Origin of the sequence: Xylophilus rhododendri, assembly GCF_009906855.1 — a bacterium.
Lineage (GTDB): Bacteria > Pseudomonadota > Gammaproteobacteria > Burkholderiales > Burkholderiaceae_C > Xylophilus > Xylophilus rhododendri.
This window is the reverse complement of the sequence record NZ_CP047650.1, coordinates 243,150-268,403: the sequence shown is the minus strand read 5'-3', so window position 1 is coordinate 268,403 and position 25,254 is coordinate 243,150. Positions and strand designations below refer to the sequence as shown.

At 68.8% G+C, this 25,254-nt stretch carries 26 protein-coding genes; 13 read left to right on the top strand and 13 right to left on the bottom strand.

Features of this window, described 5'->3' with window-relative positions:
• The first annotated feature begins 75 nt into the window (after positions 1-75).
• Positions 76-261 (top strand): hypothetical protein, encoded by a 186-nt coding sequence (locus tag GT347_RS01245; RefSeq protein ID WP_160550254.1) that lies wholly within the window; start codon positions 76-78, stop codon positions 259-261.
• Positions 262-291: 30 nt separating this feature from the next.
• Here the strand turns inward: GT347_RS01245 and GT347_RS01240 are convergent, their stop codons facing one another.
• Complete coding sequence (locus GT347_RS01240; protein ID WP_160550253.1) at positions 292-609, bottom strand: hypothetical protein; 318 nt, start codon at positions 607-609, stop codon at positions 292-294.
• Positions 610-671: 62 nt separating this feature from the next.
• Here GT347_RS01240 and GT347_RS01235 point away from each other — a divergent pair, with 62 nt between their 5' ends.
• The gene (locus GT347_RS01235; protein WP_160550252.1) at positions 672-1,394 is read left to right on the top strand and encodes a hypothetical protein; all 723 of its coding nucleotides are present in this window, start codon (positions 672-674) and stop codon (positions 1,392-1,394) included.
• On the opposite strand, the gene GT347_RS01230 is transcribed toward GT347_RS01235, so the two are convergent.
• Complete coding sequence (locus GT347_RS01230; protein ID WP_160550251.1) at positions 1,363-2,004, bottom strand: PEPxxWA-CTERM sorting domain-containing protein; 642 nt, start codon at positions 2,002-2,004, stop codon at positions 1,363-1,365. The two genes, GT347_RS01235 and GT347_RS01230, sit on opposite strands and share 32 nt — an antisense overlap.
• Positions 2,005-2,192: 188 nt before the next feature.
• Here GT347_RS01230 and GT347_RS01225 point away from each other — a divergent pair, with 188 nt between their 5' ends.
• The 3 genes from GT347_RS01225 to GT347_RS01215 all read left to right on the top strand — a co-directional run bounded on the left by GT347_RS01225 (position 2,193) and on the right by GT347_RS01215 (position 3,742).
• Positions 2,193-2,564, top strand: a complete 372-nt coding sequence (locus GT347_RS01225; protein WP_160550250.1) for a hypothetical protein — start codon at positions 2,193-2,195, stop codon at positions 2,562-2,564.
• Positions 2,565-2,651: 87 nt separating this feature from the next.
• Positions 2,652-3,071 carry a hypothetical protein gene (locus GT347_RS01220; RefSeq protein WP_160550249.1) on the top strand — a complete coding sequence of 140 codons (420 nt, stop codon included), beginning with the start codon at positions 2,652-2,654 and terminating at the stop codon, positions 3,069-3,071.
• A gap of 215 nt (positions 3,072-3,286) precedes the next feature.
• Positions 3,287-3,742 (top strand): glycoside hydrolase family 24 protein, encoded by a 456-nt coding sequence (locus tag GT347_RS01215; RefSeq protein ID WP_229722596.1) that lies wholly within the window; start codon positions 3,287-3,289, stop codon positions 3,740-3,742.
• 1 nt (position 3,743) lies between these two features.
• On the opposite strand, the gene GT347_RS01210 is transcribed toward GT347_RS01215, so the two are convergent.
• Complete coding sequence (locus GT347_RS01210; RefSeq protein ID WP_160550247.1) at positions 3,744-5,447, bottom strand: methyl-accepting chemotaxis protein; 1,704 nt, start codon at positions 5,445-5,447, stop codon at positions 3,744-3,746.
• A 221-nt stretch (positions 5,448-5,668) separates the two neighbouring features.
• Between GT347_RS01210 and GT347_RS01205 the strand changes: the two genes are divergently transcribed.
• Together GT347_RS01205 and GT347_RS01200 are read left to right on the top strand one after the other, a co-directional pair.
• On the top strand, positions 5,669-5,959 hold the full coding sequence (locus GT347_RS01205) for a GlsB/YeaQ/YmgE family stress response membrane protein (RefSeq protein WP_160550246.1): 291 nt from the start codon (positions 5,669-5,671) through the stop codon (positions 5,957-5,959).
• Between the two features lie 120 nt (positions 5,960-6,079).
• Positions 6,080-7,072: a Bug family tripartite tricarboxylate transporter substrate binding protein gene (locus tag GT347_RS01200; protein ID WP_229722595.1), complete on the top strand. Its 993-nt coding sequence runs from the start codon at positions 6,080-6,082 to the stop codon at positions 7,070-7,072.
• Positions 7,073-7,348: 276 nt separating this feature from the next.
• Here GT347_RS01200 and GT347_RS01195 read toward each other — a convergent pair whose 3' ends face one another.
• Genes GT347_RS01195 through GT347_RS01180 form a run of 4 tightly spaced genes read right to left on the bottom strand, consistent with a single transcriptional unit; the run spans position 7,349 to position 10,971 of the window.
• Positions 7,349-8,350 (bottom strand): ABC transporter substrate-binding protein, encoded by a 1,002-nt coding sequence (locus tag GT347_RS01195; RefSeq protein ID WP_160550245.1) that lies wholly within the window; start codon positions 8,348-8,350, stop codon positions 7,349-7,351.
• 31 nt (positions 8,351-8,381) lie between these two features.
• Positions 8,382-9,251 carry an ABC transporter permease gene (locus GT347_RS01190; protein WP_160550244.1) on the bottom strand — a complete coding sequence of 290 codons (870 nt, stop codon included), beginning with the start codon at positions 9,249-9,251 and terminating at the stop codon, positions 8,382-8,384.
• Positions 9,248-10,069 carry an ABC transporter ATP-binding protein gene (locus GT347_RS01185; protein ID WP_160550243.1) on the bottom strand — a complete coding sequence of 274 codons (822 nt, stop codon included), beginning with the start codon at positions 10,067-10,069 and terminating at the stop codon, positions 9,248-9,250. Before GT347_RS01185 ends, GT347_RS01190 begins: the two co-directional genes overlap by 4 nt.
• A gap of 8 nt (positions 10,070-10,077) precedes the next feature.
• Positions 10,078-10,971, bottom strand: a complete 894-nt coding sequence (locus GT347_RS01180) for a TauD/TfdA dioxygenase family protein (RefSeq protein ID WP_160550242.1) — start codon at positions 10,969-10,971, stop codon at positions 10,078-10,080.
• Between the two features lie 531 nt (positions 10,972-11,502).
• Here GT347_RS01180 and GT347_RS01175 point away from each other — a divergent pair.
• Positions 11,503-12,162 (top strand): cysteine hydrolase family protein, encoded by a 660-nt coding sequence (locus GT347_RS01175; RefSeq protein WP_160550241.1) that lies wholly within the window; start codon positions 11,503-11,505, stop codon positions 12,160-12,162.
• A 142-nt stretch (positions 12,163-12,304) separates the two neighbouring features.
• Here GT347_RS01175 and GT347_RS01170 read toward each other — a convergent pair whose 3' ends face one another.
• Entirely contained in the window at positions 12,305-13,126 is an 822-nt protein-coding gene (locus GT347_RS01170) for a universal stress protein (protein ID WP_160550240.1), read from the bottom strand.
• A gap of 88 nt (positions 13,127-13,214) precedes the next feature.
• Entirely contained in the window at positions 13,215-13,649 is a 435-nt protein-coding gene (locus GT347_RS01165; RefSeq protein ID WP_160550239.1) for a lysozyme inhibitor LprI family protein, read from the bottom strand.
• 105 nt (positions 13,650-13,754) lie between these two features.
• Between GT347_RS01165 and GT347_RS01160 the strand changes: the two genes are divergently transcribed.
• Positions 13,755-17,819, top strand: coding sequence for a patatin-like phospholipase domain-containing protein (locus tag GT347_RS01160; protein WP_160550238.1), 4,065 nt, complete (start codon positions 13,755-13,757; stop codon positions 17,817-17,819).
• Between the two features lie 6 nt (positions 17,820-17,825).
• Here GT347_RS01160 and GT347_RS01155 read toward each other — a convergent pair whose 3' ends face one another.
• The 4 genes from GT347_RS01155 to GT347_RS01140 form a co-directional block, all read right to left on the bottom strand.
• Positions 17,826-18,413, bottom strand: coding sequence for a DUF2325 domain-containing protein (locus GT347_RS01155; RefSeq protein WP_160550237.1), 588 nt, complete (start codon positions 18,411-18,413; stop codon positions 17,826-17,828).
• 193 nt (positions 18,414-18,606) lie between these two features.
• Complete coding sequence (locus GT347_RS01150) at positions 18,607-19,341, bottom strand: GntR family transcriptional regulator (protein WP_160550236.1); 735 nt, start codon at positions 19,339-19,341, stop codon at positions 18,607-18,609.
• The gene (locus tag GT347_RS01145) at positions 19,319-20,296 is read right to left on the bottom strand and encodes a Bug family tripartite tricarboxylate transporter substrate binding protein (protein ID WP_160550235.1); all 978 of its coding nucleotides are present in this window, start codon (positions 20,294-20,296) and stop codon (positions 19,319-19,321) included. The genes GT347_RS01150 and GT347_RS01145 overlap by 23 nt, the downstream gene beginning before the upstream one ends.
• An 11-nt stretch (positions 20,297-20,307) precedes the next feature.
• Positions 20,308-20,976, bottom strand: a complete 669-nt coding sequence (locus GT347_RS01140) for an RraA family protein (RefSeq protein ID WP_160550234.1) — start codon at positions 20,974-20,976, stop codon at positions 20,308-20,310.
• A 272-nt stretch (positions 20,977-21,248) separates the two neighbouring features.
• On the opposite strand from GT347_RS01140, the gene GT347_RS01135 reads away from it, so the two are divergent.
• The 4 genes from GT347_RS01135 to GT347_RS01120 are packed head-to-tail and all read left to right on the top strand — an operon-like array spanning position 21,249 to position 25,241.
• Entirely contained in the window at positions 21,249-22,241 is a 993-nt protein-coding gene (locus GT347_RS01135; RefSeq protein WP_160550233.1) for an ABC transporter substrate-binding protein, read from the top strand.
• The gene (locus GT347_RS01130) at positions 22,238-23,308 is read left to right on the top strand and encodes an ABC transporter permease (protein WP_160550232.1); all 1,071 of its coding nucleotides are present in this window, start codon (positions 22,238-22,240) and stop codon (positions 23,306-23,308) included. The genes GT347_RS01135 and GT347_RS01130 overlap by 4 nt, the downstream gene beginning before the upstream one ends.
• Positions 23,302-24,084 (top strand): ABC transporter ATP-binding protein, encoded by a 783-nt coding sequence (locus tag GT347_RS01125; RefSeq protein ID WP_160550231.1) that lies wholly within the window; start codon positions 23,302-23,304, stop codon positions 24,082-24,084. Before GT347_RS01130 ends, GT347_RS01125 begins: the two co-directional genes overlap by 7 nt.
• Positions 24,081-25,241: a c-type cytochrome gene (locus tag GT347_RS01120; RefSeq protein WP_407704128.1), complete on the top strand. Its 1,161-nt coding sequence runs from the start codon at positions 24,081-24,083 to the stop codon at positions 25,239-25,241. Before GT347_RS01125 ends, GT347_RS01120 begins: the two co-directional genes overlap by 4 nt.
• The last annotated feature ends 13 nt before the right edge of the window (positions 25,242-25,254 follow it).

Genomic DNA, 25,254 nt, shown 5'->3' with positions numbered 1-25,254 from the left:
TGACGGCGGCGCGATGTCCTACAGCGTTTTCCCCTGATTCCACGCACTCTTCGTCTTTCATTTTGGGGATAGGACGTGGACGAAAAAGAATTGCTGCGACCAGGCCGACGTAACTCCGACCTGTATCCAGACAGCACCCTGGCCAGCGGATTCGACGCCCCCGACCTGAGCGGCGACAACTGGAAAAATCTCGTGGCGGCTGGTCTGACTTATGGTCTGGGCCTGGTTGCACTGGGCGCGCTGGTGTTCACCTTGTCCTGATCATCGACCTGGCGCACCGCCGCCAGGGAGTTAGTATCCAAACGCCCGTAGTGCCCCTGGCAGCAGCAGGAAGACTGCGGCAGTCAAAGCAGACCCCAGGATCGCACCGAAGCCGAGCGCCAGCCATAGGGTATGACGCCAGCGTTGCGCGGACGAGGTGTCGAGCCACAGATCGGCGAATTGCTGCGGCGGGGCCATGTGTCCGCCGAATCCGGATGAAGTGACATCGAGATCCGGGTCTACCGGCTCGGCGTCGAAGCTTTGGGTGCGTGCGAAGTCTTCGGCGTCTTCCCTGCGTCGGCGGCGAGGTGGGGTGGAGGGCTTGGAATCGGGGCGATGGGTGTTCACCCGCCGATTCTGCGGTATCCCGGCAGTGGCGATCTGGCCGGCTTGAAATTTCGGAAAGTGGCATGGAAGATCAATTGTTATCTTCGCTCAGTCAGATGATTTTGGGCGGTGTGATCGCCGCAGCGGTGGCTTTCTGGATATTCCGCTGGGTCGGCACGCAATGGATGGAGACCAGTTTTGCCGAGCGCGTGGCCATCATGGCGAAGGAGCACCAGGTATTGGTGGGAAAACTCCGGCAGGAAATGGCCGCCATGCTGGCCGAGAAGAAGTTGCAGGAGCGGGATTTCGCTGTGTTGCCCGGCACATGGGAGCGACTCGAAAAAGCCCGCAGCCTGTGGAATTTTTTCGTGGCGCCGGCCAAGCATCAAATCGATGTGAAATACCTGGACCTGTCCGAGCTGGATCGCCTGATGGGGGATATGGAGTGGTACCAGTCCGACATGAACCGGGTGAAATCGCTGGGCGGATTTGCCAGGCAAAAAGAATTCGATGCCATCAGGAGCAACCAGCATATGCGGCTGGTCAAGGATGCGTCTCGGGAATACGAGGCCTACGTCAATGCCAACGCGATTTATTATCCCGATGACATCCTGGCTGAATTGAAAAGCCTTGCTGCGGTATTCCAGTCCGCCGTCCAGGAAAAAGAGCAGGCCGAATTGCATGCGACGCAGGAAGTCGCCGCGTTTCCTTCAGTCCTCGACGCCGCGTTCGACGGCCGTGTCGATGCAATGGCCGGCCTGCTTCGCAAGAAGCTCAAAAGCCACGAAGACGCGGCTGCGCCCTAGCTCCACGCCGCTGCTTGGCGGCGCAACCCAGCATCCCGAGGCCGGCGAGCAGCAGCGCCCAGCTCGCGGGCTCCGGCACCGCCGGCAAGGCCTGCGGCACGATGTTGGCCGTGTAGGCTATGTCGAAGCTGGGGCTCGGAACAAACGTCGTGCCCACGGTGAAACCGCCCAGGCCCGTCAGCGCATCCGGCAGTTGGTGATTGCCGAGGATGGCGCGGTCGCTGCCCGCGGCGGTCCAGCTGAATGCATAAGTGCCCGCGGCCACGTTCAGGTCGATATCCGAAATGCTGTAGGCATAAACCGTGGGCAGCATCAGAAAATTGCCCGAGTAGAGCGTTGAAATGGTGGTACCGCTAAACAAGGTGGTGAGTTGATTATTGCTGAAGCTTGATATGGTGAAATTGCCTGCCTCATTTTGTGCGCCGTACAGTGCAAAGTTTTCGATCGTGCTGGCTTCTGTCAGGGTGAATGTTTCTGCCGCTCCCATCGGGCCGTCGAACATGAACAATCCATTTCCACCTCCTGCCACGTTTGAATAGGTGCTTGCATGGCCTGCACCTGCCATCGCGGCAGCTGCGGTGAAAACGACGGCCCGAAAAGATTTAAGCATCCGTTACTCCAGTGATTAAAGATAAATCAGGAGAATAGGTGGAAGCGAAAAAGTATCAATGGACTGATGGGGCTAAGCGGCCTGCAGCCGCGTCTACGCCCCGGCGAGAACATGTGTGGTCGCGAACGCTCGGTGCAGAGCACAATAGGCGCCGACCCGTTCAACCCACCAGCGACCAGGCAGACCTCATGCGCCCATTCCTCCTCTCAATTTGCGTGCTTCTGGCGGGTGCGGCCCCTGCCTTCGCCGACCAGGTCAACGATGAACAGGCGCTTAAGGCAGCCCGTTCGGCCAAGGTGCTCAAGGCTGCGAGGGACAAGGCGAATCAGCAGTCGCTGGAGCAGGCCGCCAGTGCCGGGCAAACCGAGTGTTTTGGCCTCGGGGCTTACCGCTCCTGCGGCTTTGGCGGCGCGGCTGGCACGCCAGCTGCCGCTCCCGCCAACGCGCCTATCGTGCCGTCGAGGCAGGCCCAGAACAACTGGCGCCGCACCCAGGCCGTGATCGCCGAAGACATGCTCAAGGAGCAGGCGGCCAGGCGAGCACTTTCGAACAGCCCATGAGCAGGTGTTTTCGCCGCCTATGTGTCAGCAACTTTTCGCAACAATCCTGGTGGAACGTAAACTCGCCATGATTCGCACCGAAAAGCCATGCCGACGCCGCCTTCGAAGATGATTTTCTCCAAGCTCTTGCCCTCCGCCAGACTGTTGACGCTGGCGCTGGGCTTCGCGCTCGCATCGGCCCTTTCCGGCGCCTGGGCCGCCGAGCCGGACATCACCGGCCGCTATGTGGCCAAGGATGCGGAGTTCGTCATCGAGAAGATCAAGGACACCGATTACAAGATGCAGTACTACGGCAAGTGCTTGCTCAGCAGCGGTGAGCCCTTCGAATTCTTCACGAACGGCAAGGCCCGCAAGCTCAAGGGCCGCTCTTTCGTGATTTCTGTCACCGCATCGCGAGTGCCGACCTGCGCCCGCTTCGCCCCCTGGATGGCCAGGACCATGTGCTGGAGCAGTCGCCCGAGAACCCCGAGGCATGGCGCTTCAGGCAGTCCGATGCGAATTGGCTGACCAAGCAGGTCTTCCTCAGGCAGAAGTAGCCGGCCCGCATCGACGCGGCCGCAGGGCCGCGGCGGGGCCCGGGGCTTGTGCCTGTCAATGTCTTCGAATGTCCACGAGATCGCCGCCAGCTGCGAAGCTGGCCGCGCAAGACCCGGGCCGAGCCCGGGAGAATGGGAGTAAGAGGCATGAAAAGATGCAGGATTTCGCCGGAAGAGGCGGGCGGCATGAACGTTTGCGCGTTCCTGGACACGATCGCCTGGAGCGAGGGCACCGACACCCCCGGCCAGCCCAGCCGGGATCGCGGCTATGACGTGCTGGCGGGCGGCGGCAATTTCTCGGACTACGACGATCACCCGCGCCAGCTGATCTTCCTGCCCACTCTGGGCGTCAAGAGCAGCGCCGCCGGCCGCTACCAGCTGCTGGAGCGCTATTACGACGTCTATCGCCGGCTGCTGAAGCTGCAGAACTTCTCGCCGGCGGCGCAGGACCGGATCGCGGTGCAGCAGATCCGCGAGCAGAAGGCCTTGCCCTTGATCCAGGCGGGCGACTTCGTGGCCGCCGCCGAGGCCATGTCCTTCATCTGGCCCAGCCTGCCCGGGGCCGGCGGCGGCCAGCATGAACACTCGCTCGACGACCTGCTGGCGATGTACCAGCAGGTCGGCGGCGTGGTCACCGCCTGAATCAGAAGCTGGACCAGTCGTCCGCGGTCGCCAGCTCGCGCGCCTTGGGCTGGGGCGCGGCAAGCGATTTCCGGGCCGCCTGAACCGGCGCCCGGGCAGGGCTGGAGGTGCCGGGTGCTGCCACCTGCGGCTGAGGGCTGGCGTGGCGCGGGGCCGCCGTGCCGCCGTCGAGCTTGAACACCGCCACCGAGCCGACCAGCTGTTCGGCCTGCTGCTTGAGGCTGGCCGCGGCCGCCGCGCTTTCCTCCACCAATGCCGCGTTCTGCTGGGTCGTCTGGTCCATCTGGCTGATGGCTTCGCCGACCTGGGCGATGCCGGCGCTCTGTTCGCGGGTGGCCGTGCTGATTTCTTCCACCAGGGTGGCCACACGCTCGATGGCGGTGACGACGTTGCTCATGGCCGTGCCCACCTTGGCGGCCTGATCCGAGCCTTCCTTGACCCGGCCTTCGCTGGTCTGGATCAGGTCCTTGATCTGCTTGGCGGCGTCGGCGCTGCGCTTGGCCAGGCTGCGCACTTCGGTGGCCACCACGGCGAAGCCCCGGCCCTGCTCGCCTGCACGGGCGGCTTCCACCGCGGCGTTGAGCGCCAGGATGTTGGTCTGGAAGGCGATGCCGTCGATCACACCGATGATCTCGGCGATGTGGCGCGAGGCGTCGTCGATGGTCTTCATGGTCTTGACCAGGGCTTCCACCGATTCGCCGCTGTGCCGCGCCTCGCGCGAGGTGCCGGTGGCCAGTTCGCTGGCCTTCTGGGCGCTGTCGGCGTTGTTGCGCACGGTGGAGCTGAGTTCCTCCATCGACGCAGCGGTTTCTTCCAAAGCCGAGGCCTGCTGCTCGGTGCGGCCCGAGAGGTCGCTGTTGCCCTGCGCGATCTGCAGGCTGGCCGAGGCCACCGATTCGGAATTGCTGCGCACCGTGGCCACCACCAGCTGCAGCGAGTGGCGCATCTCCATCAGCGCCACCATCAGCTGGGCGGTTTCGTCCTTGCCGCTGGTGTCCACCGTCAGCGTCAGGTCGCCTTGCGACACGGCCTGGGCCACCGCCACGGCGCGTTTCATCGGATGGGTGATCAGGCGGGTGATCACCACCGACAGCGCGGCGGCGATCAGCACGATGGCCAGCGAGAAGATGGCCAGCGTGATCTGCGCGCTGGAGAACGCGGCCAGGCCGTCTTGCTCGGCGGCGTCCGCGCCCTTGCGGTTGAGCACGGCCAGCTCGCCCAGCGTGGCGGTCATGTCGTCGAAGGATTTCTCCGATTCGCCGAGGAAGGCGGCCGCCATCGCATCGCGGTCGGTGGCGGGCATGGCCAGCAGTTTTTTCTGGGTCTGGACGTAGCGGTCCTGCTTGTCCTTGAAGGCGGCGTAGAGCCGGGCCTCCTCGCCGGGCGTGATCATCGGGACGTAGACCTTTTCGCTTTGGGCGAAAGCCTCCATCCGGCTGGCCAGCTCCGCCCGGAAACGCTCGCCGACCTCGGCCGTGGCGGGCAGGAAGACCTCGCTCTCGGTGCGCCGCGCCCGGTTGGCCGCCACCCGCATGTCGCCGATGGCCTGCACGCTGGGCAGCCAGTTGGTGGCGATGGCCTCTGAGGCATCGTGCAGCGAGCGCAGTTGCGCCCAGGCGATGCCGCTCAGCAGAACGGTCAGCAGGGTGATGAAACCGAAGGCGAGGGAGAGCTTGGTCCCGAGTCGAAAGTTCTTGTGGTGCATGAGAAACGTCCAGTGAGTTGTCGAACGATTACGTTCCGCGGCGCCTTACTGGATGCTGATCGCCATGCCAAAAGAATTTATGGGCTCGATAGGGACGACAGGGTCGATGGCAGGAGGGCGTAAACCTCTATATCTATGTGGCCGAACAGGTCCACTCTCGCCATCTCCCCGGTGGCTTTTCGCCGTGGCGCTGCCCGCGTACGGCTTTTGAGGTGAATGAGATGACCATCGGTTTGTTCTGGACGATTTTTGCCGGCGTGATCGCGGGGATCCTGATGAACGGCTTCGTGCCGCTGCGCCGGCTCACGGGCATGAAGGGCCTGCTGGCGCTGTGCGGCGTGGGTGTGGTCGGTGCGCTGGCCGCCAGCTTCGGCGGCCAGGCGATGCAGCTGTGGGGCCGCGAGGAGATCGGCGCCTTCGTGGCCGCCGTCGTCGGCGCCTGCTGCCTGCTGGCGGTGCTGGCTTACGCCACGCGGCTCTCGCCCGCGGTGCCTGCCGCGGCCGCTGCCTGAGATTTCAGGGGGGCGAGCGGGATCCAGGGGCATATCGATACAAGAAAAGAGTCCTTGGGTGCGGGGTGGTGTGACGGGAGACTCGCCGGTCCGCCATCGGCCGACTCTTCCCGCATCGCCTTGAACGCCTCGACTCCCGCCCGTCACCGCATCCGCCTCTCGATCGCCCTGACCCTCGCAGCCTGCCTGGGCGCACCGGCCCTCTCGCAAGCCCAGTCCTGGCCGGCCAAGGCCGTGCACATCACCGTCGCCAACACTCCCGGCAGCGCGCCCGATGTGCTGGCCCGCAGCCTGGGCCAGCGCCTCGCCGAGCAGTGGAAACAGCCGGTGGTGGTGGACAACAAGGCCGGCGCCGGCGGCATCGTCGCCGCCGAGGCCCTGGCCCGCTCGCCGGCCGATGGCTACAGCCTGCTTGTGGGGGCCGACGGGCCGATCACCATCCTGCCCAATATCCAGGCCGCATTGCCCTACGACGCCCAGCGTGACCTGGTGCCGGTGGTCGGCCTGGGCCAGGTCGATTTCGTGCTGGTCGCCAATCCCCGGACCGGCTTTCGCAGCCTGGCGGATTTCGTCGCCGCCGCCCGCAGCCACCCGGGCCGCTACAACTACGCCTCGGCCGGCAACGGCAGCCCGCAGCAGCTGGCCATGGAGACCTTCAAGCAGCGCGCCGGCATCTTCCTCACCCATATCCCCTACCGCGGCGGGCCGCTGGGCATGCAGGACGTGATCGGCGGCCAGGTCGATGTGATGTTCATCGCCGTCGGCCCGGCGCTGCCGCATATCCGCAGCGGGCGGCTGGTGGCGCTGGGGGCCAGCGGCGAGCACCGCCATGCGCTGCTGCCGGACCTGCCCACCGTCGCCGAGACCTATGGCGGCTACCGTGCCGGCACCTGGTTCGGCCTGTTCGCGCCGGCGCGCACGCCGCAGCCGGTGCTCGATGCGATCGCGGCCGATGCGGGGCGGCTGGTGCAGTCGCCCGCCCTGCGCGGCGAGCTGGCGGCCCAGGGCATCGAGGCCACCGGCTACACGCAGGCACGCTTTCGCGAGCAGGTCGCGGGCGAGTTCTCGCGTTATGCCCAGATTGCCCGGACGGCCGGCATCCACGCCGACTGAGCGCGGCAAGCTGCCTATGAAAAAGTGGCCGCGCGGACCGGCGGTCCTTCCATCCGGCAACTGAGGCGACGGACGGCTGCGATGCTTTGGTCATATCGGCATGCGCGATGAGCGCAAGGCCGATGGGCCCGATGCACCTAGCATCGGAACTGTCTCCTTCATGTGGTTCAGCCGGTTCTCCTCACGGGGGACCGGCTCTTTTTTTGTCCCGCCAAAAGCACGACGGCCGGAATGCTTGAAGGCATTCCGGCCGCGGGTTCGCGGGGAGCGGGGGGCTCAGCTGCCCGGCTGCGCGTAGGCCTCTTCGAAGAAGTAGTCCTTCCAGGAATTGGCCTTGTTCTTCAGCACGCCCAGCTTGAACAGCTCGTCGGCATAGACGAAGGTGCGAAAGGGCGAGGCGGTGAAATCGTTCTCCGGGTCTTCGACGATGCGCCGCACGAAGTCCGGCGCCAGCTTGGACTTCTGCACCTTGATGAAGATGTCGGCTGCGCGCGGCTTGTCCTTTTTGATGAAGTCGGCGGCTTCGAGCAGCGCGGCGTAGAAGGCCTTGTAGGTCTTGGGGTTCTCGTCGTGGAACTTCTGCGTGGTGTAGAGCACGTTGAAGGTGGCCGGGCCGCCCAGCGTGTCGTAGCTGCTCAGGATCTTGTGCACCGCCTTGTTGGCGTCGATCGCCTGGTAGTAGAAGGGTGCGCTGGAGAAGTGCGTGTCGATCTCCGAGCCGCCCGAGATCAGCGCCGCCGTCGCGTCCGGATGCGGCAGGCTCACCGAGATGTTGTCGAAGCGCTTGAAGTCGTCCTTGCCGAAGACCTTGGCGGTCTCGATTTGCAGGGTGCGCGACTGGAAGCCAGTGCCGGCGGCCGGCACGGCGATGCGGTCCTTGTCGCTCAGGTCCTTGATGCTGTGCACCTTGGGGTTTTTGGTGATCAGGTAGTTGGGCAGCGAGCCCAGCGCGGCGATGGCCTTCACGTTCTGCCGGCCCTTGGTGCGGTCCCACAGGGTGAGCATGGGCGGCACGCCGGCCGAGACCACGTCGAGCGAGTTGGCCAGCAGGGCCTCGTTCATGGCGGTGGCGCCGGAGATCTGGTTCCAGTCGACCTTGATGTCCAAGCCAAGCGCCTTGCCGTGTTTCTCGATGAGTTTCTGGTCCTGCACCACGTCGAGCAGCAGGTAGCCGATGCCGAACTGCTGGGCGATGCTGATCCTGCCTTCTGCATGAGCGGAAAGCGCGCCGCCCGCGAGGGCCGCGGCGGCGATGAGGGAGACGATGCGCGATGTCATGGAAGCGATGCGAGTGGGAAAGGGAGAGGCGTCAGTGCTGGGTGCCCCAGCGGCGTACCGTGAGTTTTTCCAGGGTGCCGAAGACCAGCAGGTCGACCGCCAGGCCGATGGCGATCACGACGGCCAGGCCGGCAAACACCTTGTCGGTGTAGAGCTCGTTGCGGTTCTGGAAGATGTACCAGCCCAGCCCGCCCTTGCCCGAGGAGGCGCCGAACACCAGCTCGGCCGCGATCAGGGTGCGCCAGGCGAAGGCCCAGCCGATCTTCAGGCCCGACAGGATGGAGGGCAGGGCCGCCGGGATCAGCAGATGCAGCACATAACGCGTGCCGGTGAGGCCGTAGTTGCGCCCCGCCATGCGCAGGGTGGCCGGCACCGACTGGAAGCCCGTCAGCGTGGCCAGGGCCAGCGGCCACAGCACCGAATGCACCAGCACGAAGACCATGCTGCCCTGGCCCAGGCCGAACCACAGCAGGGCCAGCGGCAGCAGGGCGATGGGCGGCAGCGGGTTGAGCATGGCCGTGAGCGTGAACAGCAGGTCGCGGCCCCAGCGGGTGGCCACGGCCAGGCTGGTCAGCACGAAGGCGCAGGCCACGCCGGTGGCATAGCCTTTGAGCAGCAGCGACAGCGAGATGGCCGCCTTGGCGGGCAGTTCGCCGGTCCTGAACCCATCCACCAGGGCCAGCGCGGTCTGGCCGAAGGTCGGCAGCATCAGGTCGTTGTTCTGGATGCGGGCGATGATTTCCCACAGCAGCAAGAAGGCTGCGACCACCAGGGTGCGGCGCAGGCCGTCGTGGTTCCAGAGGCGGTGCCACGGGCTCTGCGGCGGCACGGCCAGTTCGGCCGGTACGTTCTGCAGGGTGTATTCGACGTCGGGGCGGGGCAGGACTGCGATGGAGCTCATGCGTGCGCCTGTTCGAACAGCAGGCAGTGGATGCGCTGGGTGGCGGCGCGGAAGTCGGGGCTGGCGATGTCCTGTGCATCGAAGCGCGAGGCGTCGATCTCGGCACGCAGCCGGCCCGGGTGCGGCGAGAGCACGGCGATGCGGCTGCCCAGCAGCAGGGCCTCGTCGATCGCATGGGTGACGAAGACCAGGGTGAAGCGGAACTCGGCCCACAGCTCCAGCAGCTCCTGCTGCATGCGCTGGCGGGTGAGGGCGTCGAGCGCGGCGAAGGGCTCGTCCATCAGCAGCACACGCGGCTGCAGGGCCAGGGCGCGGGCGATGGCCACACGCTGCTTCATGCCGCCGGAGAGCTGGTGCGGATAGGCATCGGCGAAGCGGGCCAGGCCCACTTTCTCGATGTATGTGAAGGCGCGCTCGGCGGCCTCGCGGCGCTTGACGCCGGTGGCGCGCAGCGGGAAGGCGACGTTCTGCTGCACCGTCAGCCAAGGCGGCAGCTGGTCGAATTCCTGGAACACCATGGCGCGGTCCGGACCGGCCTTTTGCACCTGCCGGCCGGCCAGCTCGATGCTGCCCTCGCTGGTGGGGATGAAACCGCCGATGGCCTTGAGCAGCGAGGATTTGCCGCAGCCCGAGGCGCCCAGCAGGATGAAGCGGTCGCCTTCGTGCACGTCGAGGCTCACCTGGTGGACCGCACGCACGGCGCGATCGGACAGGCGGTAGTCGATGCTGACCTGGCGCACCTGCAGCAGGGGCCTGCCGGCCTGCGCGGCCGCGGCGGCCGTCTCCTGCGGCACGGCTATCTTGAGAGGGTTCGTCATCGCGGCGATCAGAAGGGCAGGTCGCCCTCGACGGTGGTGCGGTTCAGGCGACGACGCAGGGCATCGGGCGTACCGGCGGCCAGGTGCTGCACCGAGCGGTTGTCCCAGAACACCAGGTCGTGCGGCTGCCACCGGTGGCGGTACACAAAGCGCTCCTGCGTGCTGTGGGCGAAGAGTTGGGCGAGCAGCTTGCGGCTCTCGTCCTCGGGCAGGCCGACGATGCGGGTGGTGAAGTGTTCGCTGACGAAAAGCGCCTTGCGGCCGTTCTCGGGATGGGTGCGCACGACCGGATGCACGGCGGGAATCACCTCGGCCAGCTGCGCCTCGGTGAGCTTGGGCCGCCAGGGGCTGCGGGCGCGCAGTTCGTCGTAGCGGGCGAGGTAACTGTGCTCGGCCTCCAGGTCGGCCACGGCGCGCTGCAGCTCGGCGGGTAGCTCGTCCCAGGCGGTGTGCTGGTTGGCGAAGAGGGTGTCGCCGCCCTCGGCGGGCAGCTCCTGCGCATGCAGCAGGGAGCCCAGGCTGGGCACCTGCTTGTACGACAGGTCCGAATGCCAGAAGTGGCCGGCGTCGCCCAGGCCGATCGGCTTGCCTTCGGCGTTCTTGATGTTGGAGACGACCAGGATCTCGGGATGGCCCGCCAGCTGGAAATCCTTGAGCACATGGATCTGCAGCGGGCCGAAGCGGCGGCTGAAGGCCACCTGTTCGGCGGGGGTGATCTGCTGGTCGCGAAAGACCAGCACATGGTGGTCGAGGTGGGCCCGGTGGATGCGCTGGAAGTCTTCGGCGCCCAGGGGACGGGAGAGATCCAGTCCGATGACCTCGGCGCCTAGTGCGCCGGCCAGTGGCTGGATGGTGAAGGACTGGCGCACGGCCGCGGGAACGGGTTCGAGAACGGCGGACATGGTGGCTCTCTGTAATGCAATCCCTGCATTACAGGCCTGGTGCTTCAGCAGCAAAACGAAAGTTTCCGCGTTTGATTAGTCGCTGGGCAAATATCTCCAGGCCTGCTTGGTGATGGCGATGACGCGCCGTGCATGCTCCCGGATGGAAGCCGCGGGCAGCGCCTGTGCGCGGGAATGGGCCGGCATGGGATGTCCTCTCGTATCGTCTTGATGGAGCCGAGTGTGCGAGGGCAGCCCCGGTCTGCGAACGATGCTTGTCGCAGTTTCATATGCGGCTGGCGCGGCAGGAGCCGGGCCTGCTTCTTTCACGTGCACCGTGTACGGAGCCAGCACCGGCGCGGCCTGCGGAGGTTTGCATGGAGGCTTTCAACAGGTTTTTCCACAGCTTCGATGGATAACTCGGACTGGCTCCGTCGGGCCGGCCGGGGATGTTTTGTGCTATGGCGCCGAACGCATGTCGAAGCGCTTCGAGCAGGCTTGGCATCGGGGGGCGCATGGGGCAGGATCGGCGGTCCATCCTGGACCATTCCCATGAGCAACTCCCTTTCCACCCCCGCGGCCGCGCCGCGCCGAGCGCTGCTGGTGATCGACGTGCAGAACGAGTACGTCACCGGCGGCCTGCGCATCGAATACCCGCCGGTGCACGATTCGCTGGAGCGCATCGCCCAGGCGATCGATGCGGCCAACGCCGCCGGCATCCCGGTGGTGCTGGTGCAGAACGACGCACCCGAGACCTCGCCGGTGTTCGCGCGCGGCTCCGATGGCTGGAAGCTGCATGCCTCGGTCGCCTCGCGGCCCCATGCCCTGGTGATCTCCAAGACCCTGCCCAGCGTTTTCGCCGGCACGGCACTGGCCGACTGGCTGAGCAAGCAGCGCATCGACACGATCACGGTGGCGGGCTACATGAGCCACAACTGCGATGCCTCGACCATCGTCGATGCCCTGCACCGCGGGCTGAAGGCCGAGTTCCTGTCGGATGCGACCGGCTCGCTGCCCTATGCCAACACGGCGGGCAGCGCGAGCGCGGAGGAGATCCACCGGGTGTTCAGCGTGGTGCTGCATTCGCGCTTCGCGGCGGTGGCGACGACGCAGGCCTGGGTCGATGCCGTGGCGGCGGGGGCCGAACTGCCTCGGGGCAATATCGTGGCTTCGAATGCCGAGGCGCTGGAGCGGTTGCCGGTGATGCTGTAGCCATGCGCCGATTGGAGAGGCGTAGCCGGGCGCCGGAACGGTCGCAGACTGCGCCTGCCGTTTTGGATCATTAGCATCGGCTGGCCGGCCACCGGACTTTGGAGGCCTCGTTGGCCGAGCGAGGCAAGGAGGGCCGGAGGGCTCAATGCACCATCAACACCGGCAGGCTCATGGCCCGGAGCACCGTGCGGGTCACCCCGCCCAACACCCATTCCCGGGTGCGGCTGTGGCCGTAGCAGCCCATGGCGAGCAGGTCGGCGTCCAGCTCGGCGGCCAGGGTCAGCAAGGCCTCGCCGGCGCGGGTGGGCGCGGGGTTGCCGCCGTGCACCGTGGCGCGGATGCCGTGGGCTGACAGCAGGGCAGACAAGGCTGCGCGGGCCGACTCGGTGGCCTCGCCCCAGCACACCGCATGCACCGTGCCGGCCTTCTGCATCCAGGGCAGGGCGGCGCTCAGGGCGCGCACGGCTTCCGGGGATTCCTTCCAGGCCAGCAGCACGGTGTCGCCCACATCGGTCAGCGGGCCGGCCGAGGGCAACACCAGCACCGGCCGGCCGGAGGCGGCGGCGAGTTCGGGCACGAAGTCGGCGGGCAGGGCGTCGGCGGCGGGATCGTGCGGATCGCGCTGGCCCACGATCGCCAGGTCGTGGTACATCGCGCGGCGGCCGAAGGCCCAGGGCCCGCCGTTGTCGGCCTCGGACCACTGCAGCCGCGGCGAGCCGGCGGCGGCCTGCAGGAAGGCGGTGAAGGCGCGGTCGCGGCTTTGCTGGTCGAGCTGCTCGAAGGCCTGCACGGCGCCGGCGGCGCAGTCCACCGCGTAGGGATAGTCGAGCACGGCGGGCGAGGTGCAGAGCTGGGCGGTGACACGTGCGTCGAAGCGTTCCGCGACCTGGCGGGCGAGCTGCACGTGTTGGGCGCAGCGGCGGCTGGCGTCGAGGTGCAGCAGGATGGAGGCTGGGTGGTTCATGGCGGCTGGTGCTGGTTGCGCACCATCAAGCCATGTGGTCACCGATGATGGCTTGATCTGGCGCAAGCCCTTGCCAGAAGCAGCGGGCTCAGGGCGTCAACGAGTCCTGCAGGCGCGTTTCCTGCTCGCCGGTCAGCGCCTCGCGGCAGCTCAGCACGAACAGGCCCTCTGCGCTGCCGCCGCCTGCGCCGGCCTTGCCTTCATAGGCGCACTGGCTGTCGCGCCAGGCCAGCCAGGCGCGCTGGGCCTTCAGCAGGGCGGCTTCGTTGCCGGTCTTGGCGGCCTGCTGGCGGACCCGGGCATAGGTCGCGTTGAGTTTCAGGTCCTGCCGGGCCAGCCGGTAGGAATGGCAGATGTTCATCTGCAAGGTGACGCCGCTGTCGCAGGCATCGTGGTACTGGCGGATGTCGGCGGCGGACAGGCCCTGGGTCTGGCGCTGCACGGCCTGCACCACCTGTTCGTCGGGCTGGGCGAAGGCCGGGGTGCAGGCCAGCAGGGTCACGAGGAGGAGTGTGTGCTTCATCGCAAGATGATGAACGATGCGGTGCGTTGCCCCGGGTTTGAAACGGATTGACACCTAATGAATCGATAAGTCACATTCTTGGCTCCGCTGTGCCTGGAGCCCGCCATGCCCGAAGAACACGGTCCCGAATCGTCGAACTCGCTGAGCGACATGCAGCGGCTGTGCGAGCAGCGCCGCCAGCAGCTGGCCGACGGCGGTGCGCATCTGGCCGGCCAGCCGACCTGGGGACTGGCGCTGTCGGGCGGCGGCATCCGCAGTGCCACCTTCTGCTTCGGGCTGTTGAAGGCGCTGGCGCAGAAGGGCATCTTCCACCGCTTCGACCTGCTGTCCACGGTGTCGGGTGGCGGCTATATCGGCTCGACCATCGGCAAGCTCTTCCAGACGGCCGTGCCCGGGCCCGGCGCGGCCGGGCAGGTGGAGCAGGCGCTGGCCGAGGCGGACAAGAAGTGGTTCTCCTTCTGGCTGCGCGCCAATGGCCGCTATCTGATTCCCAACGGCGCGACCGACCTGTTCTTCGCCGCCGCCAACTTCGGCCGCAACCTGCTGGGCATCCACATCGAGATCGCGCTGCTGGGCATCCTGGCCGGCTGTCTGCTGGCCTTGTTCGACACGGCGGTGTGGCAATGCGCGGATGGCATCTATGCGGGGCGCTCCTGTTTCCTGTCGCCGCTGATGCCGGCCAGCAGCCTGCCCGGGCTGTCGCGCTGGCCGACCTTGTGGCTGCTGCTGATTCCGCTGGGCTGGCTGGCCGGCGTGGTCGCGGTGGGCTACTGGGCGCTGCCCGCCCAGGGGCAGCGGATGAAGCCCTGGCGCTGGCTGGAGGCCGCCGCCGCGGCGGCGCTGGCCTGGCTGCTGGCCTCCAATCTGCAGGCGCGCGCCGGGGCGGCGGCGGCGCTGCCGGGCGAGTCGGACAAGCTCGGCCTGTCGACCCTGACCTTGTGGCTGGTGCTGGCGGTCTTGTCCTGGTCGGTGCTGGGCACGCTGCTGGCCTGGGCCATGGCGATGTCGGCGCGCCCGGCCGACATGCTGCGCAACCGCCTGACCGGCTGGCTGGCCTGGCTGCTGAAATGGGGCATCGTGGTGGCCGCCGTGGGCTTGATGGACGTGCTGGCCTGGGTGATGGCGCGGGCCGGGTTCGAGGACCACGGCGTGGTGGGCGGCGGCCTGGCCCTGGCGGTGGTCGCGGCCCGCGCGCTGCTGCCCCGGCTGGCCGACCTGCCCAAGGGGCTGACGCCGGGCATCCGGCTGAGTTTCATGGCGGTGATCAACCTCGTCGGGCTGGCGGTGCTGGTGGCGCTGCTGGTGTTCTGGATCAGCGTGGTGCACCGCAATGCCAGCACGGCGATGTTCCAGCGCATGCCGCAGGGCCTGACCTTCGCGGCGAGCTGGAAATGGCTGGCGGTGTTCTTCCTGCCGCCGGCGCTGATCGTGGGTTTTTCCTGGCGCAACCGGGAGTTCCTCAATCGCTCCTCGCTGTTCTCCTTCTACCGCGCGCGGCTGATCCGCAGCTACCTGGGCGCGGGCAATGTGCGGCGTTTCCAGAAAGGGGTGGCAAGTCCGCTGGAGGGCTATCCGCGCGACCTGGCGCCCGATGCGGTGAACGTGGCCGTGCAGCAGGTGGAGCAGGGCGACGACGAGGCCATGTCGCGCTACGAGCCCCACCGGGCCGGCGGACCGGTGCACCTGCTCAACGTCTGCGTGAACCAGACCCGCGACCCGCGCGGCGGCCTGTTCAACCAGGACCGCAAGGGGCTGCCGATGACGGTGGGCCCGCGCGGCCAGGTGCGGGTGGGCCAGGAGCGCTGGCGCGAGGTGGATGCGGCCGGCAGCATGACGCTGGGCTCGTGGATGGCCATCTCCGGCGCGGCGGTGGCGCCCGGGCTGGGGGCCAGCACCCGATCGGGCCTGTCGGCGCTGCTGATGCTGGGCGGCGTGCGCCTGGGCTACTGGTGGGACAGCTGCTGCGTGGCGCGCGGGCCCGGCCAGGCCAGGCCGCGCGCGGTCGGCAAGTACGGCCAGCTGCTGGCCGAGCTGCAGGGCCGTTTCGACGGCGTGGAGCGGCGCGACTGGTACCTGAGCGACGGCGGCCATTTCGAGAACACCGGCGCCTATGCGCTGCTGCGCGAGGAGTGCGGGCTGATCGTGGTCGCCGACTGCGGCGCCGATCCGCGCTACAGCTTCGGCGACCTGGAGAACCTGGTGCGCAAGGCGCGCATCGACCTGCAGACCGAGATCCGCTTCCTCAAGCCCAACGCCAGCGCGGCCAGCGGCAGCTTCGCGCTGGAGCACTGGTCGGAGGACGCCGCCGCCGTGCAGAAGGGCCTGGGCCAGGGCGAGATCAAGCGCATGCTGCACAGCTTCGGCTCGCTCAACGACCTGGTCTCCGAGCAAAGCCATGCCTGCCTGGCGCTGGCGCAGGTGCGCTACGGCATCAGCGGCACGGTCGGCTGGATGGTGGTGGTCAAGCCGAATATCTGCGAGGGGCTGCCGGTGGACCTGGTGAACTTCAAGGCCGACAAGCCGCTGTTCCCGCAGGAGCCGACCACCGACCAGTTCTTCAGCGAGAGCCAGTGGGAGAGCTATTTCCAGCTGGGCAACAGCCTGGGCCGCCAGCTCGACGGGCGTTTCCTCGCCAACATCGGCGTGTTCGCCCGTGCCTTCTTCGAGGAGGACGACGGCACGGTGACCGCGCTCGACGCCCGCGGCCAGCCGCAGCGCGCCGCCGCGCCCAAGCGCCTGCCCTCGCGCATCGCCGCCACCGGCGCGGTGACGGCCTCGGTCGGTCTGGGCGCCATCCTGACGCTGGCGGCCACGGCCTGGCAGGCCACCTCGGCCTATCTGGACAAGCAGGAGCGCGCCAGCACCATCGATGCCGCGGTGCTCAAGGAGGTGAGCGACCTGTATGCCAGCCCTGCGAAGCTGGCGGCGTCCCCGGCGTCCCCGGCTGCGGCCGCCACGGACGACCCCGGCGCGGTGGTGCTGGCCACGGCCCTGCTGCGCATCGACGAATCGGTGTGCAAGCCGGCCAACCGGGCGGCGTTCCAGGCCTCGAATCTGGTGCAGCTGGCCCTGGCCAGCGCCAAGGAGCGCTGTGCGTCGACCGGCTTGCTGCACCCGTCCTGCAAGGTGCTGGTGACGGGCGACGGCCGGCCTTCCTGCGTGGACGCGGACGATCCGCACCGCAAGGGCAACTGCCAGCCGCAGTACTGGATCCGCAGCTTCGACCCCCAGGCCAGCGCCCTGGACAACTGCGTGCCCGTGCCGGGCGTGGCCGCCGGCGTGGCGAGCACCGGCTGGGCCTACTGGTTCAGCCTGGATTTCCTGGGCATGGCCTGGCCGCCCGGGCTGCTGGCGGTGCTGGACGACGCGGCGCACCTGCGCCTGGCCGGCCTGGAATGGTGGCCTGACCTGCGCTCGGCCCTGGTCAACGACAAGGTGGCCAGCACGGCGCACTTCGGCGGCGCCGGCCGGGCGCCCGGGCTGGTGCCCGCCCCGCCGCCGAGCGGCGCCACGGCCGAAGCCCCGGCCGCCACGCGCGTCTGCGGCGGCAAGACCATCTACATCCAGATCTTCGGGCCGGAGCTGCGCGGCGTGATCGACACCCTCTACCGCAAGCCCCTGACCGACGGCGGCGCCCGGGTGCCGGCGGCCGAGGACGTGCTCGACAGCGCCCGGCGCAACCGCAGCCAGCCGCCCCGGATGCCGTCTCGGCCGACCGCCATCTATCACGATCGGGATTCCATGGCCTGCGCGGCCAGCTTCCAGGGCCTGGGCGACCGTGCCGACTGGGATGTGCGGGCCCTGCCGGAAAGCCTGGCGGCCACGCCGGGCGTGGTCGAGATCTGGCTGCCGGCCGCGTCCGGCGCCACGGCGGAGAACCTGCAGTCGTCCGAGGGGCTGCCCGGCCGGCCCTTCTGCTACCAGGAGTTCGACCCCGCGGCCGCCGGCCCCCGCTACGGCGTGCATTGCCACGCCACCGCCGCGCGCTGCGAGAAGGCGCGCGGGCCCAATCCCAAGACACGCCAGTCGGCCTGTGTCGCCATCGACAGCACGGCCATGGGCAGCCTGGCGCCGGTCGATCGGGGCTGGGCCGGGTCGTGGTACCGGCGCCAGGCCACCGCCTTCGGCGCGCCGTTTCCGCCGCTGCCCCAGCCGCCATCCGGCAACTGAGCCGCTTCAGGCCAGGGGCGGGGCCGCCTTTTCGGCTTCACCGTTCAGGTCCGAGGCATGGATGCGCACGATGCGCAGCGCATCCGGCTGCTCCACCAGCACGCAGGCCTTGCCGGTGCGGCGGCAGTGGTCCTGCACCCGCCAGTAGGCGCCGTGGCTGACGCAGCCGGTCTGGCAGATCACCAGGTCGGCGGTGACCAGGCTCTGCTCCAGGGCGGCGAGTTCGGCCTCGTCCACCAAGGTGGGCGGAGCGATCTCCGGCGGCGGCGCCTGGCGCTGCCAGCGCAGGCGCTCGTGCATCAGTTCCTGCACCCGGTGCTTGAGCTTCTCCACATGGCGGCTGAGCGTGGCGCGCCGCGGCAGGCCGGGGATGGCCGCCTGCAGCTCGACATGGTCTTCGCGCGCCCAGGCCAGGGCGGTGTCGCGCAACAGGATGGCCGCGCGCTGGCGGATGGCCTGGGCCTGCAGGCGTTCGATCTCGGCGGCCTGGCGTCGCAGCAGCTCGCTGCAGCGCAGCTGCACCCCGGCGAAATGGCGCAGCAGCGCCTGGTGTTCCTGGACGATGTGCGCCATGTCGTGCGGGGCAGGATTCATGGTTTCGCAGTCAGAAGGAGTGGAAGACTGGAGAGGGCAGCGAGGCCTGGCCGGGGCGTGTGGGGAAAAAATGCATGGCTGGCCGGCGAACCGATGGCTAGCAAAAACGACCTTGGAGACAGATGTCTCGGGTCGCCCCACGATGAAAGCGTTGGAAGGCAGCTGGCGGCGGGCGCTGCGTCCTTCGATGGATCTATTCTGGCACAGGATGCGAGTGATTCTCGTTTGTCTGCGAAAAATTTACCGGACGGAGATCCTGCCGCTGCACTTTCAGGCGCTCGGCCGTGCCGCGGATATGGCCTTCGAGCACCGCGCGCGCCAGGGCCGGATCGCGCCGCTCGATGGCGCGCAGCAGCTGGCGGTGGTCGGCCAGGCTGTCGGCCAGCTGCTGGTCGGTGTAGTAGTAGAAGGCGCCGATGACGCGGTGCACCGCCATCAGGCTGGCCACGAATTGCGTGAGGCGCGGCGAGGCGGCGGCCTGCAGCACGACCTGGTGGAACTCGGCGTTGACCTGCTGCAGTCGGTGCAGGAAGTCTTCCGGCCGCGCCACGATCAAGTGGGCCATGGTTTCGTTCAGCTGGTGCAGGCGGCGCAGGTGCTCGGGCTGGCGGCGGCGGGCGGCCAGGCCCGCCGCGTGGGATTCGACCACCGCCCGCAGGTCGAAGACTTCGTCGCTGTCCTGGTCGGCCCAGGTGGCGACGAAGACGCCTCGGTTGGGCTCGCTGCTCACCAGGCCGTCTTCCTCCAGGCGCCTGAAGGCCACGCGGATCGGCGAGCGGCTGACCTGCATCTGGGCGGCCAGTGCCTGTTCCTTCAGCTGCACGCCGGGCGCGAACTCGCCCAGGATGATGCTCCGGCGCAGCCTGGCGTAGACGTCGATGGCCGGCCGGCGCGCGGCCGCGGCCTCATTCGGCGGCAATGCCTGCATCCCGGGCCGCCTGGGTCCATTTGAAGACCTCGCCGCGCACGAAGGCGCCGAAGGCCTCGGGCGAACGCACCACCGGGCTGGCACCGCTGTCGACGATGCCCTTGACCGTTTCCGGCCGCGCCAGGGCCAGCTTCACCGCCTGGTTGAGCTGCAGGACGATGGCGCGGGGCGTGCCGGCCGGCGCGAACAATCCGGTCCAGCTGGTGAAGACCACGCCGGGGTAGCCGGCCTCGGCCGTGGTGGGAACCTCGGGCAGCAGGGGCGAGCGGCTGTCGCCGGTGACGGCCAGGGCCTGCAGGCGGCCGGCGCGGATCAGGTCGGGCGCGCTGGGAATGGAGGGCGAGGCGATGCTGGCCTCGCCCGCCACCACCGCCCGCACGGCTTCCATGGGGCTGCGGTAGGGCACGTGGATCATGTCGAGCCTCTCCTGCAGCCGCAGCAGCTCCACCGTGAATCGCGAGCCGCTGCCGTTGCCGGTCGACGCGTACGACAGCTGCCCGGGACGGCTGCGGGCCAGGCCCACGAACTCGCGCAGCGACTTCACGCCGAGCGCCGGATGGACCACCAGCACCAGCGGCGAATCGTTGATCTGCGCGACGGCGGCGAAGTCCTTCACCGGGTCGTAGGCCAGGTTCTTCTCGGTGCCTGACAGCAGGCCGTGGGTGCTCACCGAGCCGACCAGCAGCGTGTAGCCATCGGGCCTGGCCCGGGCCACGGCCTGGGCGCCGATGATGCCGCTGGCGCCGGAGCGGTTCTCGACCACCACCGGCTGGCCCAGGATGTCGCCGAGCGACTTGCCGACCAGGCGCGCCATGATGTCGGCCACCGAGCCGGGGGACTGCGGCACGACGAGTGTGATGGGCTTGTTCGGATAGGGCGCGCCGGGCTGGGCGAAGCCGCTGGCGCAGGCCAGGGCGCAGGCGGCGGCGCCCAGGCGTCGCAGGAAACCTTGCATGGCCGCGCACCTCACTTGAGCTGCGCCAGGGCGGCATCGACCCAGCCGCGCGGCCAGGTGCCGGCGGCGATCTGCGCGGCCCAGCCTTCTTCGACGGCGGCATGCGCACGGGCCTTCCCGATCACCGAGGCGGCCTCGCTGCGGGGCAGCACGATGACGCCGTCCTCGTCGCCCACCACCAGGTCGCCGGAGGCCACGGACACGCCGCCGATCGACACCGGATACCCCGCTTCGCCCGGGCCGCTCTTGTACGGGCCGTTGGGCGTGACGCCGCGTCCGTAGACCGGGATGGGCAACGTGCGCAGCCCGGCGCGGTCGCGGATCGCGCCGTTGATGACGATGGCGGCCACGCCGCGCGAGGCGGCATAGCGGCCCATCATCTCGCCGAGGATGGCGTTGTCGAGCGCGCCGCCGGCATCGCAGACCACCACGTCGCCGGGCAGGGCGATGTCCAGCACCTTGTGCAGGAAGAGGTTGTCGCCCGGCCGCACCCGCACGGTGAAGGCGGTGCCGGCGAAGGCCAGCGCTTTTTGCGAGTAGTTGTCGTAGCCGCCGTGGAAGCTGAACAGGCGTTGCGAGACATCGCCGATGACGGCGGTGGGCAGGCCGCGGGCGGCGGCGATCAGGTCGGCGGGCAGGCGTTCGAAGGCCGCGTGGACCCGGTTTCCGAGGAGGGACATGGTGCTGAAGTTTTCCGGTTGTCGCTGTGAAGGGGCCGGATGTTTGCACCGCGATTGCACGGCGCAAACGATGCAATCCGACTAAGCCGCAACGCTCGTCGAGCAAGAAAAAACAATCCGCGCACATTCGTCCGCGGGTGAACCCGAGGGCTTGCGTCACCGCATATCGATGCTGGAATTTCTGCGTTGGGCGGCACGCCGTTTCTGCCTAAGGTCGCGGCCTGTGCGGTGAGGGACCGCACGCCCCAAGGCTCAAGAAGAGGACTGCCGCCATGACGATATTTCTGCCCACCACCTTCTCGCGCCGCCGCCTGCTGGCCGCCGGCGCCGTCGTTCCGGCCGGCGTGCTGGCCTCGCGCGTCCGGGCGCAGCCGCGCAAGAAAATCACCTTCGCCTGGAGCCAGTCGGGCTACTGCCAGGCACCGATCCCGGTGGCGCTGGAGCGCGGCTATTTCGAGAAGAACGGGCTGGACGTGGAATCGCTCAACTGGGCCGGCTCTGCCGACCAGCTGCTCGAAGCCATGGCCACCGGCAAGGCCGATGTGGGCGCGGGCCTGATCCACCGCTGGGTCAAGCCCCTGGAGTCGGGCTTCGACGTGAAGGTGGTCGGCAGCATCCACGGCGGCTGCCTGCGGCTGGTGGGGCTGAAGTCGGCCGGCGTCACGGGGGAGAGCCAGCTCAAGGGCAAGGTCATCGGCGTGAGCGACCAGAACAGCCCGGCCAAGAATTTCTTCGACATCCACCTCACCGAACGCGGCCTGGGCAAGGACGTGGAGTGGCGCGTGTACCCGGCCGACCTGCTGGACGTGGCGGCGAAGAAGGGCGAGATCCAGGCGATCGCCGATGGCGATCCCAACCTGTTCCTGATCGAGAAACGCAACCCCGGCAGCTTCGTGGAACTGGGCAACAGCGGCACCGGCGAATATGCGCAGAAGCTGTGCTGCGTGATCGGTGCGCGCGGCGAGCTGGTGCGCAATGACAAGGGCACGGCCGCCGCCGTGGTGCGGGCGCTGGCCCAGGCCTCTGACTTCACGGCCGAGAACCCGCGCGAGACGGCACGCATCTACGCCCGGTATTCGAAGGTGAGCGAGGACGAGCTGCAGGCGCTGATGCACTCCACCAACTTCGCCCACCACCCGGTGGGCAAGAACCTGCGCAACGAGGTGGAGTTCTTCGCCCGCGACTTCCACACCGCCGGCATCCTGAAGAAGAGCACCGACCCGGTCCGCTTCGCCAACCATGTCACGCTGGATGTGCTGGCATGAGCAGCCCGGCGCTGGGGTGCCTACCCGCTTCCTTCCTTGCGGCCGAAGCAGATGCGGCGAAGCCCCGGCCGGCCACGCAGCCGCCACCGGGTTTCGGTGGAACGGCGACGGCTGCGTTCGGCGCGGCGGGCCTGCTGGCCACCGCCGCATGGGGCGCGCTCGGCCTGCTGACCCTGTACTGGCCCAACCGGGTGGTGGGTTTCAGCGACTGGGCCTATACCGACGAGGCCGGCTGGATGGCGCTGGCCGCGGGCGTGTTGCTGCTCGGCCTGACCGTGGCCGGCCGGCATGCCGGCCGCGTGGGCCGCTGGCTGCGGCCGGCCGCGCGCTGGCTGGTGGCCGCGCCGCTGCTGCTGGCTTTCTGGGAGATCGCCACCGCCAAGCTGGCCTGGCTGCCGGCGCCTTTCTTCGCGCCGCCGCAGGCCTTGATCGAGGTGGTGCTGGAGGACTACGGCCGGCTCGGCCTGTCCACCCTGCATTCGGCGCGGCTGCTGGCCAGCGGTTTCGTGCTGGGCGGGCTGGTGGGTTTCGTGACCGGGGTGTGGATCGGCTGGTCGCGCGCCGCCGGCTACTGGGTGCATCCGCTGCTGCGCTTCCTGGGGCCGGTGCCGGCTTCGGCGCTGCTGCCGCTGGCCTTCTTCTTCGCACCTTCGAGTCATTCGGCGGCCGTGTTCCTGATCGCGCTGGCCACCTTCTTTCCGGTGGCGGTGCTGAGCTGGTCGGGCGTGGCGGCGGTCAACAAGGCCTACTACGACGTGGCGCGCACCATGGGCGCTTCGGAGTGGTTCCTGGTCTGGCGAGTGGCGGTGCCGGCGGCGCTGCCGCAGGTCTTCGTGGGCCTCTTCATGGGCCTGGGCGCGAGTTTCTCGACGCTGGTGACGGCCGAGATGATGGGCGTGAAGGCGGGCCTGGGCTGGTACCTGCAGTGGGCCCAGGGCTGGGCGGCCTACGCCAATATGTACGGCGCGCTGCTGGTGATGGCGGCGCTGTGTTCGGGGCTGATCACGCTGCTCTTCCTGCTGCGCGACCGGGCCCTGTCCTGGCAGAAGGGGACCGTGAAATGGTAGAGACGGCAAGCCGCACCGAGGCCGGCGCGCGCATCGAGGCGCGCGGCGTGAGCCACTGGTTCCAGGTGGGCGACAGCGCGCTGCAGGTGCTCGACGAGGTCGATCTGCAGGTGGCGCCGGGTGAATTCGTCGCCCTGCTCGGGCCCAGCGGCTGCGGCAAGTCGAGCCTGCTGCGGCTGGTGGCCGGGCTGGAGCCGGCGACGGCCGGCCGCATCGAGCAGGACGGCGAGGCGATCACCCGGCCGGATCCCTCGCGCATCGTGGTGTTCCAGGATCCCACACTCTATCCCTGGCGCACGGTGCGCGGCAATGTGGCGCTGGGGCCGGAGGCACGCGGCGGGCGGCGCGAGCACCAGCAGCGCATCGATGCGGCGCTACAGCTGGTGGGGCTGGCGGACTTCGCCGGCGTGCATCCGCACCAGCTCTCCGGCGGCATGGCGCAGCGGGTGGCCCTGGCGCGGGCGCTGGTCAACGATCCGCGCCTGCTGGTGCTGGACGAGCCCCTGGGCAAGCTCGATTCGCTGACCCGGCTGCAGATGCAGGGCGAGCTGCTGGCGCTGTGGCAGCGCAAGGCTTTCTCGGCGCTGCTGGTCACGCACGATGTGGAGGAGGCGCTGTTCCTGGCGCAGCGGGTGATCGTGCTGAGCGACCGGCCGGCGCGGGTGAAGGCCGAGATCCGGGTCGATCTGCCCTATCCGCGCCACCGGGGCGATCCGCGGCTGGCCGAGCTGCGGCGGCTGGCGCTGCGCCATCTCGGCCTCGACGCGAGCTGGTGATTCCCGACAGCGAATGGCTGAACGCGCTGCTGCGGCTGCTGCAGGCGGCGCAGTCCGATCTGCTGTGGCTGCTGCATGCCCTGCGGCTGACCGGCGATGTGCACGGACAGCCGGCCTGGCCCTTTGCGCTGCGGGCGGCGGGCGAGACATTGATCATCGACCTGGGGCAGGCCCGGCGGCTGGCCTGGTCGCTGGCCTGCGCGGGGCTGGCGGCGGTGCTGGGTGTGGTCGCGTGTGCCCTGGTCTGGCGCTGGCGCCGCGCGGCGGCCGGGCTGGTGCTGGCTGCGGTGGCGCTGGTCCTGCTGGCGCCCTGGCCCGATGCCCATGTGGTGCTGACCGAGGCGGTGCCCACCAGCTTCCACCAGTCGCCCACCGGCTTCACCGCCGCGTCGGTGGTGCGCGGCCAGGCCGTGTTCGAGCAGCATTGCGCCGCCTGCCACGGCGCGGACGGCCGTGGCCGGGGACCGGGCGCACAGGCGCAGGCGATGTGGCCGCCGGACCTGGCCGGGCCGCTGCTCTGGCGGCGCGCGGACGGCGACCTGTTCTGGAGCATCGCCGAGGGCCTGCACGATCGTGAGGGCCGCGGCACCATGCCAGCCTTCGGCGGCAGGCTCGGCGACGACGCCATCTGGTCCGCCATCGATTTCATGAAGACCCAGGGCGCCGGCCAGGCGCTGCAGGCCGCCGGCCTGTGGCCCCGCCCGGTGGCGGTGCCCGATTTCGCGGTGCGCTGCGATGGCGGCCCGCCGCGCCGCATCGCCTCCTGGCGCGGCCAGCGGCTGCGTATCGTGGCGACGGGCGATGGCGCCGAACTGCTGGAGGATGGCCGGCTGGTCACGCTGCGGCTGACGGCGCCGGGGCAGGGCGCCGAGGGCTGCACCAGCGACGATCCCGATGCCCGCCAGGCCCTGGCCCTGGTGGCCGGGGTGGCCGGGGTGGCGCCGGCCGCGCTGACCGGCATGCAGTTCATCGCCGATCGCGGCGGCTGGCTGCGGACGCGCGGCCTGCCGGGCAAGACCGGCTGGACCGAATCCGACCTGCTCTGCCGCACCGGCACCGGCGCCCTGGCGGCCGGGACTGGCGACGGCATGGGCGCCCTGATCGCTGTCATGGACGCCGAGCCGGTGCGCTACGTCAAGGGCGGCTTCGTGCACTGACCGCCATGACCGA

Excerpts from the sequence above, each read along its gene's own strand:
- GT347_RS01165 (WP_160550239.1), bottom strand. The coding sequence starts at position 13,649 with ATGAAGCACACACTCCTCCTCGTGACCCTGCTGGCCTGCACCCCGGCC.
- GT347_RS01180 (WP_160550242.1), bottom strand. The coding sequence starts at position 10,971 with ATGTCCGCCGTTCTCGAACCCGTTCCCGCGGCCGTGCGCCAGTCCTTC.
- GT347_RS01215 (WP_229722596.1), top strand. The coding sequence starts at position 3,287 with ATGAACGTTTGCGCGTTCCTGGACACGATCGCCTGGAGCGAGGGCACC.
- GT347_RS01155 (WP_160550237.1), bottom strand. The coding sequence starts at position 18,413 with ATGAATCCTGCCCCGCACGACATGGCGCACATCGTCCAGGAACACCAG.
- GT347_RS01235 (WP_160550252.1), top strand. The coding sequence starts at position 672 with ATGGAAGATCAATTGTTATCTTCGCTCAGTCAGATGATTTTGGGCGGT.
- GT347_RS01205 (WP_160550246.1), top strand. The coding sequence starts at position 5,669 with ATGACCATCGGTTTGTTCTGGACGATTTTTGCCGGCGTGATCGCGGGG.
- GT347_RS01135 (WP_160550233.1), top strand. The coding sequence starts at position 21,249 with ATGACGATATTTCTGCCCACCACCTTCTCGCGCCGCCGCCTGCTGGCC.
- GT347_RS01175 (WP_160550241.1), top strand. The coding sequence starts at position 11,503 with ATGAGCAACTCCCTTTCCACCCCCGCGGCCGCGCCGCGCCGAGCGCTG.
- GT347_RS01195 (WP_160550245.1), bottom strand. The coding sequence starts at position 8,350 with ATGACATCGCGCATCGTCTCCCTCATCGCCGCCGCGGCCCTCGCGGGC.
- GT347_RS01230 (WP_160550251.1), bottom strand. The coding sequence starts at position 2,004 with ATGCTTAAATCTTTTCGGGCCGTCGTTTTCACCGCAGCTGCCGCGATG.
- GT347_RS01150 (WP_160550236.1), bottom strand. The coding sequence starts at position 19,341 with ATGCAGGCATTGCCGCCGAATGAGGCCGCGGCCGCGCGCCGGCCGGCC.
- GT347_RS01145 (WP_160550235.1), bottom strand. The coding sequence starts at position 20,296 with ATGCAAGGTTTCCTGCGACGCCTGGGCGCCGCCGCCTGCGCCCTGGCC.
- GT347_RS01170 (WP_160550240.1), bottom strand. The coding sequence starts at position 13,126 with ATGAACCACCCAGCCTCCATCCTGCTGCACCTCGACGCCAGCCGCCGC.
- GT347_RS01185 (WP_160550243.1), bottom strand. The coding sequence starts at position 10,069 with ATGACGAACCCTCTCAAGATAGCCGTGCCGCAGGAGACGGCCGCCGCG.
- GT347_RS01225 (WP_160550250.1), top strand. The coding sequence starts at position 2,193 with ATGCGCCCATTCCTCCTCTCAATTTGCGTGCTTCTGGCGGGTGCGGCC.
- GT347_RS01210 (WP_160550247.1), bottom strand. The coding sequence starts at position 5,447 with ATGCACCACAAGAACTTTCGACTCGGGACCAAGCTCTCCCTCGCCTTC.
- GT347_RS01220 (WP_160550249.1), top strand. The coding sequence starts at position 2,652 with ATGCCGACGCCGCCTTCGAAGATGATTTTCTCCAAGCTCTTGCCCTCC.
- GT347_RS01125 (WP_160550231.1), top strand. The coding sequence starts at position 23,302 with ATGGTAGAGACGGCAAGCCGCACCGAGGCCGGCGCGCGCATCGAGGCG.
- GT347_RS01190 (WP_160550244.1), bottom strand. The coding sequence starts at position 9,251 with ATGAGCTCCATCGCAGTCCTGCCCCGCCCCGACGTCGAATACACCCTG.
- GT347_RS01140 (WP_160550234.1), bottom strand. The coding sequence starts at position 20,976 with ATGTCCCTCCTCGGAAACCGGGTCCACGCGGCCTTCGAACGCCTGCCC.
- GT347_RS01160 (WP_160550238.1), top strand. The coding sequence starts at position 13,755 with ATGCCCGAAGAACACGGTCCCGAATCGTCGAACTCGCTGAGCGACATG.
- GT347_RS01130 (WP_160550232.1), top strand. The coding sequence starts at position 22,238 with ATGAGCAGCCCGGCGCTGGGGTGCCTACCCGCTTCCTTCCTTGCGGCC.